This window comes from Vreelandella zhanjiangensis DSM 21076 (assembly GCF_000377665.1).
GTDB classification, from domain to species: Bacteria; Pseudomonadota; Gammaproteobacteria; order Pseudomonadales; family Halomonadaceae; genus Vreelandella; species Vreelandella zhanjiangensis.
The window spans coordinates 901,090-914,616 of sequence record NZ_KB898646.1 but is presented as its reverse complement, the minus strand read 5'-3'; the positions used below and the strand labels follow the sequence as shown (position 1 = coordinate 914,616).

Here is a 13,527-nt window from a genome sequence, read left to right as displayed (position 1 = left end):
AATAGTCATATGCAAATTTACAATACGCTGACGCGTCGCAAAGAACCATTTACTCCGCTGGTCGCGGGTAAAGTGAGCATGTATGTCTGCGGCATGACGGTGTATGACTATTGTCACCTTGGCCATGCGCGCGTCATGGTCGCGTTTGATGTCATTACCCGCTATCTACGCCACCGGGACTACGATGTTACCTACGTACGTAACATCACCGATATCGACGATAAGATCCTCAAGCGTGCCGAGGAAAATGGAGAAAGCATTACCGCGCTTACGGAACGCATGATTGACGCCATGCATGAAGATGAAGCGCGGCTGAATGTGCTGCCTCCCAGCCATGAGCCCCGGGCAACGGGGCATATTGGCGATATCGTCGCGATGATCGAAACGCTAATTGCTAAAGGTTTCGCCTACCCCGCTGACAACGGCGATGTGTACTACCGGGTGCGTAAATTTACCGATTACGGCAAGCTCAATAACCGCCAGCTCGATGACATGCGCTCAGGCGCACGGGTTGATGTGGATATTCATAAAGAAGATCCGCTCGATTTTGTGCTCTGGAAGGCCGCAAAACCGGGTGAAGCACACTGGCCGTCTCCTTGGGGCAACGGCCGTCCTGGCTGGCATATTGAGTGCTCCGCCATGTCGACCTGCTGCCTGGGCGATACTTTCGATATTCATGGCGGTGGGCCTGATTTGACTTTCCCCCACCATGAAAACGAAATTGCCCAGTCGGAAGCCGCGACGGGTAAAACTTACGTCAATACCTGGATGCATGCGGGTGCTGTGCGGGTTAATCAGGAAAAGATGTCGAAATCCCTGGGCAACTTTTTCACTATTCGCGATGTGCTGGTTGATCACGACCCGGAGGTAGTGCGCTATTTGTTAGTGGCCAGCCACTACCGGAGCGCGATCAACTACTCGATCGATTCACTGCATGAAGCCAGAAAGTCGCTAACGCGCTTTTACACCGCGCTGGAAGGCGTGGAGAGCGATAGCCAGGATGCTCAGGCAGACGCTGTCGGCAACTATCGAGAGCGCTTCACGGCCGTGATGGATGATGACTTCAATACGCCTGAAGCGCTTGCCGTGCTCTTTGACTTGGCCCGGGACTTGAATCGCGCCAAGAGCGAAGCGCCTGAAAAAGCCCGTCCGCTGGCCGCTGAGCTTAAACAGCTCGCCGGCCTATTGGGCCTTCTTCAGCAAGCACCCCAGGCGTTTTTAAAGGGTACGCAATCGCAAACCGCTGCGTTAAGCGAAACGGCAATTGAAGAAAAGATTGCTCAGCGGCAAGCGGCGAAAGCGGACAAGGATTTTGCCCAGGCGGATGCCATTCGTGACGAATTGGCTGCGTTAGGCATTATTCTGAAAGACTCCCGGGAAGGAACCACCTGGGTGGTTGAAGCTCCGCAATAGGCATATGTAGGCCAGGCGCCGCAGTAGCAGCGTCTGGCATCCGCGCAAATGCCTCTTATACTGGAGTTTATAACCTCAGTATTTATAAATTCACGCTTCGTAAGGACAGGGTTTATAGATACGGGGTTTATAAACACAGCATTTATAAATGTAGAACCTGTAAATGCCAGGATGTGTAGGCAAGCTGGCGTGAGCGTCAGTTTGCCTACAACGCTCAGCAACGACCCCTTCAATAAAGACGTCTACTAAAGGATTGCCAAGATGCGCTTTACAATGAAACCTTTGCTATTGGTGACCAGCCTCTCGCTGGTAACACTCTCTCAAGCGAGCGCGAACGACCCCGTCGTGGTGTCTTCCAAGATCGATACGGAAGGTGCCGTGCTGGGCGAGCTGATCATTCAGACGCTGGAGCGCAACGGTATCGCCACTGAAAACCGTCTACAGCTGGGGGCGACCAATGTTGTGCGTACTGCGCTGACGACCGGTGAAATAGATCTGTACCCTGAATATACCGGTAACGGCGCGTTCTTCTTTGACATGGCTGACAGTGATGTGTGGAAAGACCCCGAACAGGCCTACCAGACCGTACGCGAACAGGATGCTCAAAACGGGTTGGTGTGGTTAACGCCGGCGAGTGCCAATAACACTTGGGCCATGAGTATTCGTGAAGATGTGGCGAGTGAGCATAATTTAAAAACGCTGGATGATTTAGCCGCCTATATCGCTGATGGTGGGGATTTCAAATTCGCAGCCAGCGCTGAGTTCGTTGAGTCCGCCCAAGCGCTCCCTGCGTTTCAGGAGGCTTACGGGTTTGAACTGACGGCAGATCAGCTGCTGGTACTTTCAGGGGGCAATACCGCCGCGACAATGCGCGCCGCCGCCCAACAGACCAGCGGAGTTAATGGTGCCATGACTTATGGGACCGACGGTGGATTAAATGCGCTGGGTCTGGTGGTGTTAGAGGATACCCGAGGCGTTCAGCCGGTGTATCAGCCGGCGCCTGTTGTGCGTGAAAGCGTTTTAGACGCCTATCCGGATATCAAGCCGCTTCTTGAAAAGGTTTTTTCAACTCTTGATGAAGTAACCCTGCAGGAACTCAATGCCAACGTAGCCGTTAATGGCCTATCGGCGGATCAAGTCGCCAACGACTATCTCGACAGTCTGGATAACTAATTAATGTCGCTTTTGGATGCGCTACCCACGCCCAGGCTAGGGCGTGGCAAGCACCCTAATGTTGTTTTAGTCAGTTTAAGCGTGACGATGCTGGCGGCGGTTTGGGGGTTGGACGCAGTAAGCGTTGCGGCGAATCGAATTGTCCAGGCGACAGGTGTTAGCGCAATGGATGCCATTGGCTGGCCTGGGGTGCTGCTGGCATCGCTATTAATTATCGCGGTGGGCGGGCTTGCCTATCAACCCAGCCGCACTAATTACTGGGCAGCCCTTGGGGTGGTGGTGTTAATTCTAGCGCTAATGCCGTTTGGATTAATGGTTGCTGGCCACTTTTTAATAGACCCAGAGCTTCCTCAAGCACGGTTAGGTATAGGGGCAGGCTACTGGGTTTTGTTGTTTATCCTGATGCTATGCCTGATTGAGCTGCGCTTAAAACTCGCCTTGAGGCGCTTTTGGCCGGTGGTGATACTCTCGAGTATAGGGCTGGTCTGGTGGCTATGCGCATCGCTATGGTTGAGCGATTTGGCGCTGATTCAAGAATTTAAAGCACGTGATCGACAGTTTATCCAGGCAGCGTTAGAGCACATTTTACTAGTAAGTGTGGCGGTCAGTATTAGCATCGTTGTAGGCACGTTACTGGCGTTGTTGATGCGACGCTTTGTAAAACTGCAGAAAAGCGCTTTTGCGCTACTCAACTTTTTACAAACCATTCCGAGCCTGGCCCTGTTTGGCCTTTTGCTGGCGCCGCTTGCCTGGCTGGCCGCTAACGTACCTATCCTTGCCCAGTTAGGGGTCAGCGGGATTGGTAATACGCCGGCATTAATTGCACTGGTGGCCTACAGCCTGCTGCCCATGGTGCGCAATACCTACATTGCGCTTGAAGAAGTCAGCCCTGATACGCTGGAAGCCGCCAGCGCCATGGGCATGCGCGCCAGCCAGCGGTTCTGGCAGGTGCGCTTACCCCTGGCGCTTCCGATTATGCTTGAGGGGGTGCGTATTACCACCGTACAAGCCATAGGATTGACAGCGGTTGCCGCGTTAATCGGCGCTGGCGGGCTAGGAACGTTTATATTTCAAGGGCTCGGTCAAGCTGCTATGGATATGGTGCTGCTTGGCGCACTGCCTATTTTGATACTGGCTCTAGTGGTGGATGCGGGGCTGGGTGCCTTGGCTGAAGTGCTGCGCCCCGGAGGTGTTCGATGATTGAGCTATCACAAGTCACCAAACGCTTTGGCGATGAAACGGCGGTCAATGCGATTGATTTGAAGATCGCCAAAGGCAAGTTTTGTGCGCTGGTAGGCACGTCGGGCTGCGGTAAATCAACCACGCTGCGTATGATCAACCGCCTGATCGAGCGTAGCGATGGCGATATTATTCTGGATGGTCAAGCTATCGAGGCTTACGACCCGGTCAAGCTGCGCCGCCGGATTGGCTATGTGATACAAAGCACCGGCTTATTTCCGCATTGGACGGTCGCACGCAATATCGGCCTGGTGCCTCGGCTACTCAAATGGTCGGCTGAGGATATTCAGGCGCGTGTGAAAGAGCTGATGGAGTTGCTTGGCCTGCCCGTTGAGGAGTTTGCCCACAAGTATCCGCATCAGCTTTCCGGCGGCCAGGCGCAGCGCGTAGGAGTAGCCCGGGCTCTGGCGGCGGATCCGGATATTCTATTGATGGATGAGCCCTTCGGTGCGCTGGACCCGATTACCCGCATCAAGCTCCAGGATGAGCTGGCAAGTCTTCAAGCTCGCCTGCATAAAACAGTGGTATTTGTTACCCACGATATGGATGAAGCATTAAAACTTGCCGATCATCTAGTGGTGATGCGTGACGGTTTGATTGTGCAGCAGGGCACACCGCTGGCGCTTTTGCAGCACCCGAAGGACCCCTTTGTCGAATCGCTTTTGGGTGGACTGGAGCGCGGTTTGAAACAGGCGGCATTGACGCGCGTCAAAGATCATATGTCGTCTATGGGACCCACCTTGCCTTCACAGTATCGTATTCCCGCGGACTTCTCTCTGCGCCAGGCGCTATCGATGATGCTGCGCGATCATACCGACCGCCTTGCTGTTGTCGACCAGCACGATGTGCCCATTGGCGAACTGTCGCTGCGCAAAATCGTTAAAGAGGCCCAGCTGGAAAAAGGAAGTATGCGTGAAGCCTAACGTAAAACAGCCTGCTCGCCTGTCAGCGCAATCCCCCAGTAATCGCTTATGGGGGCAGCCGCTACTTTGGGGCTTATTGCTGGCGATCTGTGTGCTGGGTATCCCGTATGCAGAAGGGCTCTTTCGGTGGTTTGAACCTAATGCCCGGCAGGTGATTTATCAGCGCGCGCATTTCTACGATCTGCTTGGCCGTCATCTGCTGGTGGTGGGAGTGGCGGCGATTGTCACTATTAGCCTTGGCGTTGGCGCGGGTATTGCGGTGACGCGCAAAAAAGGCCAAGACTTTTTACCCTTAGTGTCGCAGCTTGCATCGCTTGGGCAAACGTTTCCACCGGTGGCGGTACTGGCGCTGGCGGTGCCGGTGCTGGGTTTTGGTACGCTGCCCATTATCATGGCGTTAATGCTGTATGGCCTGCTGCCGATTGTCCGCAATACGCTCACAGGTCTTCAGGATGTAGACGCCGATATGAAAACGGCTGCCCATGCCATGGGCATGACGCCGTTACAAACGCTTTATCAGGTAGAACTTCCGCTTGCCGCGCCGGTTATTCTGGCCGGGATTCGTACATCGGTGACGATCAATATTGCCACCGCTGCCTTGGGGGCAACAGTTGGGGCCAGCAATTTGGGCGACCCGATTATTGCCGGCATCATCAATGGCAATATGGCGTATGTTATTCAGGGAGCGCTACTGATTGCACTGCTGGCACTGACGATCGATAGCCTGTTTGATGCCTTACAAAGCAAGATACGCCTGCATTTGTCGTCCTCCCCAGGGGATTTGGCCCGTCATTCGACACGTTAAGCGGCGCCTTGCCTAAGTCGCCTCATCTCAAAGCGCGCTGTCGCGTGTCTCTTCGTCTTAAGTTGAATCCCTTATTGTCTTGTGCTGCGTTACTGTCGCAGTAGTTGCGTTGACTTAAACCAGATAAATCCACTGGCATAAAAGGTCATCACCAACAACACTGCCTTCAAAAGGGGCAAAACAAGGACAATAATGATGACGCACTACGTACACCAGCCAACATTCATGACCGGTGATGAGCTGTCCATTGACACCTTCAGCGTGCTTGATCCTGAAGGCGAGCTGTATAGCGGCGCCGAAGAGCCGGCGCTTGAACGTGACCATGCTCGCAGGCTTTATCACGCCATGCTTTCCACCCGGATTCTTGACGAGCGCATGATGGCTGCGCAACGCCAGGGGCGGCTTAGCTTCTATATGCAGTGTGTCGGTGAAGAAGCCGCCGTTATCGGCTCTACCGCTGCCCTGAGCGACACCGATATGATCATGGCCCAGTACCGTGAACAGGGTGCTCTGATGTATCGCGGCTTTTCCATTGATGAATTTATGAACCAGCTATTTGGTAATGAGCTGGATTATGGCAAAGGCCGCCAGATGCCGGTTCACTACGGCTCGCGCAAGCTCCACTACATGACAATTTCCTCACCGCTGGCGACGCAAATTCCTCAGGCGACAGGCTACGCATATGGCCAGAAGCTTGCCGGAGACGGTAACTGCACGCTGACCTTTTTTGGCGAAGGCGCCGCCTCGGAAGGCGATTTTCATGCGGCGCTGAATATGGCCTCGGTGCATAAAGTGCCGGTCATTTTTTTCTGCCGTAATAATGGCTACGCCATTTCCACCCCGGCGGTTGAGCAGTTTGCCGCCGACGGCATCGCACCGCGTGCGTTTGGCTACCATATGCACGTTATTCGCGTGGATGGTAACGATGTGCTGGCGGTTTTTGAGGCCACGCAACGGGCGCGAAAAATCGCCGTTGAGCAAAATCAGCCCGTGTTAATTGAGGCCATGACGTATCGCCTTGCGGCGCATTCATCGTCTGATGACCCGTCGGGTTACCGGCTGAAAAGTGAAGAAGAGACGTGGCGGCTCAAAGACCCTGTGCTGCGTATGCAGAAGTGGATGCTTAAAAAGGGCTGGTGGAGTGAGGAGGAAGAGACCCACCTGCAGGAAACCCTGCGTCGTGAAGTGCTCGAAACCATGAAGCGCGCTGAGAAACGCCCGTCTCCGCCTCTGGATAGCCTGGTTAGCGATGTCTATGCCGACGTTACCCCAGCGCTGCAGCGCCAGTTCGATCACCTGAAAAGCCATATTCGCCGTTATCCCGAGGCATACCCGCGCGGAATGCAATCGTTGGATTTAGACGTGGATGCCGCCACCAGCCCGCAGGAGGACGCGTAATATGCCCACGATGAATATGCTACAGGCGATTAATAATGCGCTGGATATTGCCATGGCGGAGGATGAAAAAGTCATCTGCTTTGGTGAGGACGTGGGCATTTTCGGTGGTGTGTTTCGCGCTACCAGCCATCTTCAGGAAAAATACGGCAAGGCACGCTGTTTCAATACGCCCTTGGTCGAGCAGGGCATTATTGGCTTTGCCAACGGTTTAGCCGCGCAAGGCTCCGTTCCCGTAGCAGAAATTCAGTTTGCTGATTATATCTTTCCCGCCTTTGATCAGATCGTTAATGAAACCGCCAAATACCGCTATCGTTCCGGCGATTTGTTTAACGTAGGTGGGCTTACAATTCGTACGCCTTATGGCGGCGGTATTGCCGGGGGCCTTTATCACTCTCAGTCCCCCGAAGCCTACTTTACGCATACGCCCGGTCTGAAAGTAGTCGTGCCGCGCAACCCCTACCAAGCCAAAGGATTACTGCTGGCGGCGATACGCGACCCAGACCCAGTGCTGTTTATGGAGCCCAAACGTCTTTATCGCGCCTCGGTTGGTGAAGTACCTGAAGAAGATTATCAGCTGCCCATCGGCGAGGCGGAAGTCATCAAGGAGGGCAGTGATATTACCCTAGTGGGATGGGGCGCGCAGATGGAAGTGATTGGTAAAGCGGTAGAGCTTGCTGAAGAGCAGGGCATTACCTGCGAAGTCATAGATCTTCGATCGTTGCTTCCCTGGGATGCCGATACCGTGGCCGAGTCAGTGCTGAAAACGGGCCGGTTAGTGGTCAGTCATGAAGCGCCGTTAACCGGCGGGTTTGCCGGTGAAATAGCGGCGACCATACAAGAGCGTTGTTTTCTCTACCTGGAATCGCCGATTAGACGGGTAACCGGGCTTGATACGCCTTTTCCACTAGTACTGGAAAAAGAGTATTTCCCGGACCACCTGAAAATTTTTGAAGCGATTCGCGAAAGCGTTAATTTTTAGCGGTTTAAAGCGCCTAAGAACGCATGGAGAGAAACACAATGAGCGATTTTAAGCTGCCCGATATCGGTGAAGGCATCGTCGAGTGTGAAGTGGTGGAGTGGCGGGTCGCGGAAGGCGACCAGATCGAGGAAGACCAGCCCATTGTCGAAGTAATGACCGACAAAGCGCTGGTAGAAATCACTGCGCCGGAAGCTGGCGTAGTGACCAAGCTTTACGTGGCCCAGGGGCAGATTGCCAAAGTGCATGCTCCGTTATATGCCTATCAGGGCGAGAGCGAGGGAGAGTCCACCACCCAGCTTCAAGAGGCCCACGAGGATGATCGTTCGGCGACTCACCCTTCCCAGGCGCCGTCTCAAGCCTTTAATAACGCAGTAGAGGACGCCGCGGAGCTGCCCGGTGCTGCACCGCCCAAAGCGTCTGGCGAAGGTGTCTATAGCGATAAGGGCAAGGTGCCTGCCAGCCCCGCCGTGAGGCGGCTGGTGCGCGAACACGGCGTCAAGCTGACCGATATGGTAGGTAGCGGTAAAGATGGCCGGGTGCTTAAAGAAGATGTGCTAGCGTATCTTGATCAAGGCAAGACAGTAGAAGCGCCCGATAAGCCGGTATCCGATCAGTCTGAAGCCCGCGCCCTGGGCCAGGAGCCACCCAGAATTGAGCCCTTGCGGGGCGTGCGTGCTGTAATGGCCAAGCGCATGGTGGTTTCGGCCACCACGATTCCACATTTTCATTATGGCGAAGAGATCGATGTCACCGAGCTATTGGCCCTGCGCGAACGGTTAAAACCCCAGGTCGACGCTCAGGGGCAACGCCTCACCTTAATGCCTTTCTTTATGAAAGCAATGGCATTGGCCGTTGCCGAAACTCCGATACTCAATGCTCAGCTAAACGAGGCTGGCGACGCGCTGCACTACTATCCCCAGTGCAATATCGGCATGGCGGTAGACAGCAAGGCAGGTTTGCTAGTACCCAACGTCAAAGGCGTTGAGCGCTTAACGCTATTCGAGATTGCCCGTGAAGTAGGCCGTTTGACCGCCTCTGCGCGTGAAGGGCGTGTTGATCAGGCCGACCTTAAAGGAGGCACGATTAGTATTTCCAATATTGGTGCCTTGGGAGGCACGTATGCCGCCCCCATCATCAACGCTCCGGAAGCGGCGATTGTGGCGATAGGCAAAACCCAGTGGCTACCGCGCTTTGATGATCAGGGCGTCGTTCAGCGCCGTGCCATCATGACGATTACCTGGGCGGGCGATCACCGGTTTATTGATGGCGGGACCATTGCCCGCTTCTGTAATACGTGGAAAGGTTTTCTGGAAGCGCCTGAAACGATGCTGCTTTATTTGGGCTAAAACGTCATCGCAGGGGCTAACGAATGCCGCAGGCGCCGTTACAGCAGTTCTATATACCCGAAGAGCAGTCGGTTTATCTGCTGAACCATCACGATGCCCAAAAGCTTAAAGACTGGGTAGCGCTGTGCCAGGCACAGCTTACCCAGTTGGGTTATCGGGATATCGAGCTGATCGGTAAGGGCGCCTATGGCTTTGTCTTTGCGGGAAGCGTGCCCCAGGGAAACGACTCAGTTCACTATGTGTTCAAGTTTTCCCGTATTACGCTACCCACTCACCTGCAAGAACGTCTGGAAGAAGAGGCGTTCATGCTGGAGCAAGTCTCTCACCCCCGCATTCCTAAACTGATTACCTACCAGCGCGCCAGAGGCCAGTCGATCCTGGTGATGGAGCGCGCCCCAGGATGGAATCTAGAGCAAATATCCCTGAGAGAAGGGCGTTTGTCTCCGCGTCTGATTATGCGTATCGCGCAGCAGCTGGCGGATATTTTAAAAGCGCTGCGCCGCGAAGTAGGGCCACAGTGTCGGCCCGTGGTGCATGGTGATATTAAGCCCTCCAACATTGTGTTTGATCCGCTGGATGAGTCGATTGGGCTTATCGATTGGGGCTCTTCAGTATTTGCTCAGCTGGATAGCGAGCTGCAGTTCGTTGGCGCTAACGTGATGGAGCTGATGTCCGATAACCTGCAGCAGACCAATGCCCGTCTGGGAGATGTCTACTTTATTGGCGAAGAGCAGCTCAACGGCGCGCTGTCTTCGCCACGCTTTGATGAGCAGGGCGCCGCCGGAACGCTTTATGCTCTGGCGTCAGCCCAGTCATGTCGATTTGGTCATCGGGCAATACCGGCAAGCTCGTTAGGTCTGCCCATGGAGTTTGCAAAAACTCTAGACGGCATGCTGGACCCCAACCCGCAGGTGCGTCGTAAAGCCGGTGACTATTTTTTAAGCGCGATGCCCAGGCTTTCCAAGATGGTCATGATTGACCTGCCGGTTAGTCTAAAAACGCCACTGGTGCCGGTCTGGGCGCGCTCCTCCAAACAAGAAATCGACACCGTGGTTTATAGCTCTCGCAAGGCGTTTCTGCGCGAAGCCAACGTTCAGGAAACCTTAAACGACGTCAATGACGTACAGCTTGACCGCTACTATAAGCAGTTTATGCAGGGGATGGGGGAGACTGAAAAAGCCTTCCTGGCCGCCGTAAGTCGCTTGGGCAAATACCCGGTGGTGGGTGGCTTGGCTGTGCGCTGGGAACGCGATGGCGTGTATATCGATTCGTCGTTAAACCTTCACGACCCAGCTCTGAAGCCTGCGTTCATCGAGGCCGTCAATAACATGGTGCACCTGGCTCGGGCGATTCATCGCCAGGGGGTGTTTAAAAGCTGCCTGTTTAACGCCCGCCAAACGCTACACTTGGAGCGTACGGCGCTCGATGAGCCCTTTTATCCTGAAGTGAAGATGGCGATTAACTACGAGTTAAGCGCGGTACCCGAGCTTGAGGATCGAACGCGCCAGCACAGTTATTTTGAGGATGGGCCTGACCCGGAGGAGCTGTTAGCGCTTCCCCAATCGATCATGGATATCCTGCAAAGACTTAACGATATCCACCATACCGGCATGATCATCTTTGAAGCGCTACCCCAGCATCTGAAAATTCACAGCTACTACCGTTTGCTGGACCCGGCCAAGGAAGATGAGTTTCGCGTGCTATTGGCGAGTATTCTCGCCTGTGTCGACCAGATTGAAGGCTTGGGTGTTTCGGGATTTATGAAGATGCCTTATAAAGATACGCGCTTTTTTACCCACCTGGAACGCCAGCCAGAGCACTATTATCCCCGCGATCCGCGGGGATATATAAAGCAGCTAGCACAGTGAGCTAAACATGAACACCGCACTTACGGGCTGGAAGATTCAGCGACCGTTTGGGCATTCTCTGAAAGCCATGTGGTGAGCTGTTCGGTAAGCGTATCGCTGGCGCGTCCAAAGGCATCCACGACCGAGGGAATTTCAACGTCTGCGGCTTGGCTTGTGGCACTAAAGCTTTGCGAGGCAATAGGCGTCCGCGCGCTGGCTTCTACAAGCTGTACATCCAGCTGAATAACCGCCTTGGGGCGGCCATTGTCATATTCGCTTTGAAAATGGCGCAGCTCACTGAGCAGTAGTAAATCAGACGGCATATGATCGCTGCCTACACTGGCAAACAGGCGGCTTTGCTGTAAGGCGTCTATTAACCTGGCCTGGACAAGCTCCGGCATATCTTCGTGCCAGCGGGCGCCTTCATAAACATTCACGACGTTGTGCTCGGGGTACACCACGATGCGGTTACTGCTTAACAGATATCCCGCCTCGGGTGCTGCAATGCCCAAGCGTTTCTGACCACTTATGGCCGTTGGCGCTACGCTGCTGCGCGCTGGGTCTGAAGACGGCAGGCGGTAAAGCGTTGCAGGATCGCTTTCCGGCAATATAGAGCAACCTGCGCTCAATAAAAGCACCGTCGCGGTTACGGCAATAGCCCAAGGGCGTAAGCTCATGGTCGAAACTCCTCTACCTGATCGCGGCCCAGTAAAAAGTCTCTCGGGCTCTCTTCTAGCTGGCGGGTAATGCGGTCTAACGTATTGAGCGTGGAGCGCAGCGCGGAAAGGGCGGGCGCTATATCGCGCGTGCCTTGAAGGGTGCTCTCTACGGCACCGGCGTTTTGATCGATAAGCTGCTCCAGGCGCTGCGCCGCGCGGGCCACATCGTTACTCGCATCGGCAGCGCTTTGCATGACCTGTTGCCCGTCTTGTCTGAGGAGCTGAGTGGCCTCTTGGCTAAGCGTATTGATACTTTCAAGCGTGGTAGTCGCCTCGCGTGAAACGTCCGCGAAAAGCGCCATGTTCTCATCCAGCGCGTCTTGCTGAGAGGCTATCATCTGGGTGATTTGGGCAACGTTGGTTAAAATATTGCCTGCCTGTTCCCGGTTATTATCATCAAACAGCTCATTAACATTCTGTAAAATCGCATTGATGTTATCGATCATTTCCTCGCCTTCTTCAAACAGTGTGGCGATGGGAGAAGGATCTGAACGAATAAATGGTGCATCATCGTCGGTCTGGTCAATAAGGCGTGGGCTTTCCGGCGTGCCGCCATGAAGCTGTACCGACATGCTGCCGGTAATGCTGGCAAACGCGAGTTTGGCCCGGGTGTCGGTTTTGATTGGCGTATCTTCCTCAACGCGAATGCGGGCAACCACCTGGCGAGGGTCAGTGGGGTCTAGCGTCAGCTCGGTCACATCCCCCACTTCGATGCCGTTATATTGCACAGTGCTACCCACGGATAAGCCACTAACGCTTCGCTCAAATAGGATGCGATAAGGCTGATAGTCTTGCTGGCCGGCTACTTGGCTCATCCATAGCGCAAATAGCAGGGCGGCAGCGGCGGTGAGTAAGGTAAATAATCCAATTAAAACGTGATGAGCGCGCGTTTCCATGTGCTACTCACTCCTTAGGCTGAGCCGTTGAAGAGGATGATGACTGCTCTGCAGCCCGGCCGCGAGGTCCGTGGAAATAGTTTTGAATCCATTCATCATCGGTTTCGGCAACGTTTTGCAGCGTGTCCACCACCAAAACCCGTTTTTGAGATAAAACCGCGACTCTGTCGCAGGCGGCGTAAAGCGTATCCAGGTCGTGGGTGACCAGAAAAACGCTAAAACCCAGCGCATCGCGCAACGTGACCAGTAGTTGATCAAAAGCGGCAGCGCCAATGGGGTCGAGTCCTGCCGTTGGCTCATCAAGAAACAAAATATCCGGGTCCAGTGCCAATGCGCGGGCCAATGCGGCGCGTTTTATCATCCCGCCGGAGAGCGATTCGGGATATTGCAAAGCGGCTTCAGGCTCAAGCCCTACTAGAGAAAGCTTTACCCGGGCCAAGTGCTCCGCATCTTCTCTGGCCAGCTTGGCATGCTCAATCAGTGGAAGCGCTACGTTTTCCTGCAAATTAAGCGAGCTAAACAGTGCGCCTTGCTGAAACAGAACCCCGAAACGTCGCTCTATCTGGCTACGCTCTTTTTCACTAAGCTCATTAAGGTTAGTGCCTAATACGTCAATGGTTCCAGCATTAGGGCGTTTTAAACCTACGATGCTGCGTAACAAAACGGATTTGCCGGTACCCGAACCACCCACCACGCCGAGTATCTCACCGTCTAGAAGGTCAAGATCCAGAGACTCATGCACGACATGATCACCAAAGCGGTTTTCCAGGTCGCGGACTTTGATAACCG

General features: G+C 54.3%; 12 protein-coding genes. 9 read left to right on the top strand and 3 right to left on the bottom strand.

Annotation, left to right across the window (positions count from 1 at the left end):
- Window positions 1–9 precede the first annotated feature (9 nt).
- The 9 genes from cysS (at window position 10) to D467_RS0104070 (ending at window position 11,144) form a co-directional block, all read left to right on the top strand.
- Window positions 10–1,413 carry a cysteine--tRNA ligase gene (gene cysS, locus D467_RS0104110; RefSeq protein ID WP_018916245.1) on the top strand — a complete coding sequence of 468 codons (1,404 nt, stop codon included), beginning with the start codon at window positions 10–12 and terminating at the stop codon, window positions 1,411–1,413.
- Window positions 1,414–1,674: 261 nt separating this feature from the next.
- Window positions 1,675–2,586 carry a glycine betaine ABC transporter substrate-binding protein OsmF gene (gene osmF / locus D467_RS0104105; protein WP_018916244.1) on the top strand — a complete coding sequence of 304 codons (912 nt, stop codon included), beginning with the start codon at window positions 1,675–1,677 and terminating at the stop codon, window positions 2,584–2,586.
- A 3-nt stretch (window positions 2,587–2,589) separates the two neighbouring features.
- Window positions 2,590–3,786, top strand: coding sequence for an ABC transporter permease (locus D467_RS0104100; RefSeq protein ID WP_018916243.1), 1,197 nt, complete (start codon window positions 2,590–2,592; stop codon window positions 3,784–3,786).
- Window positions 3,783–4,748, top strand: coding sequence for an ABC transporter ATP-binding protein (locus tag D467_RS0104095; RefSeq protein ID WP_018916242.1), 966 nt, complete (start codon window positions 3,783–3,785; stop codon window positions 4,746–4,748). The genes D467_RS0104100 and D467_RS0104095 overlap by 4 nt, the downstream gene beginning before the upstream one ends.
- Window positions 4,738–5,553, top strand: a complete 816-nt coding sequence (locus D467_RS0104090; RefSeq protein ID WP_018916241.1) for an ABC transporter permease — start codon at window positions 4,738–4,740, stop codon at window positions 5,551–5,553. The genes D467_RS0104095 and D467_RS0104090 overlap by 11 nt, the downstream gene beginning before the upstream one ends.
- Before the next feature lie 195 nt (window positions 5,554–5,748).
- Window positions 5,749–6,951 (top strand): thiamine pyrophosphate-dependent dehydrogenase E1 component subunit alpha, encoded by a 1,203-nt coding sequence (locus tag D467_RS0104085; protein WP_018916240.1) that lies wholly within the window; start codon window positions 5,749–5,751, stop codon window positions 6,949–6,951.
- 1 nt (window position 6,952) lies between these two features.
- Window positions 6,953–7,930, top strand: a complete 978-nt coding sequence (locus tag D467_RS0104080; RefSeq protein WP_018916239.1) for an alpha-ketoacid dehydrogenase subunit beta — start codon at window positions 6,953–6,955, stop codon at window positions 7,928–7,930.
- Between the two features lie 38 nt (window positions 7,931–7,968).
- Entirely contained in the window at window positions 7,969–9,276 is a 1,308-nt protein-coding gene (locus D467_RS0104075; protein WP_018916238.1) for a 2-oxo acid dehydrogenase subunit E2, read from the top strand.
- A 23-nt stretch (window positions 9,277–9,299) separates the two neighbouring features.
- On the top strand, window positions 9,300–11,144 hold the full coding sequence (locus D467_RS0104070; RefSeq protein WP_018916237.1) for a protein kinase domain-containing protein: 1,845 nt from the start codon (window positions 9,300–9,302) through the stop codon (window positions 11,142–11,144).
- Between the two features lie 20 nt (window positions 11,145–11,164).
- Here the strand turns inward: D467_RS0104070 and D467_RS0104065 are convergent, their stop codons facing one another.
- The 3 genes from D467_RS0104065 to D467_RS0104055 are packed head-to-tail and all read right to left on the bottom strand — an operon-like array spanning window position 11,165 to window position 13,522.
- Window positions 11,165–11,800 carry an ABC-type transport auxiliary lipoprotein family protein gene (locus D467_RS0104065; protein WP_018916236.1) on the bottom strand — a complete coding sequence of 212 codons (636 nt, stop codon included), beginning with the start codon at window positions 11,798–11,800 and terminating at the stop codon, window positions 11,165–11,167.
- Complete coding sequence (locus D467_RS0104060; RefSeq protein ID WP_018916235.1) at window positions 11,797–12,738, bottom strand: MlaD family protein; 942 nt, start codon at window positions 12,736–12,738, stop codon at window positions 11,797–11,799. Before D467_RS0104060 ends, D467_RS0104065 begins: the two co-directional genes overlap by 4 nt.
- 7 nt (window positions 12,739–12,745) lie before the next feature.
- Window positions 12,746–13,522 carry an ABC transporter ATP-binding protein gene (locus D467_RS0104055; protein WP_040460104.1) on the bottom strand — a complete coding sequence of 259 codons (777 nt, stop codon included), beginning with the start codon at window positions 13,520–13,522 and terminating at the stop codon, window positions 12,746–12,748.
- Window positions 13,523–13,527: the final 5 nt, after the last annotated feature.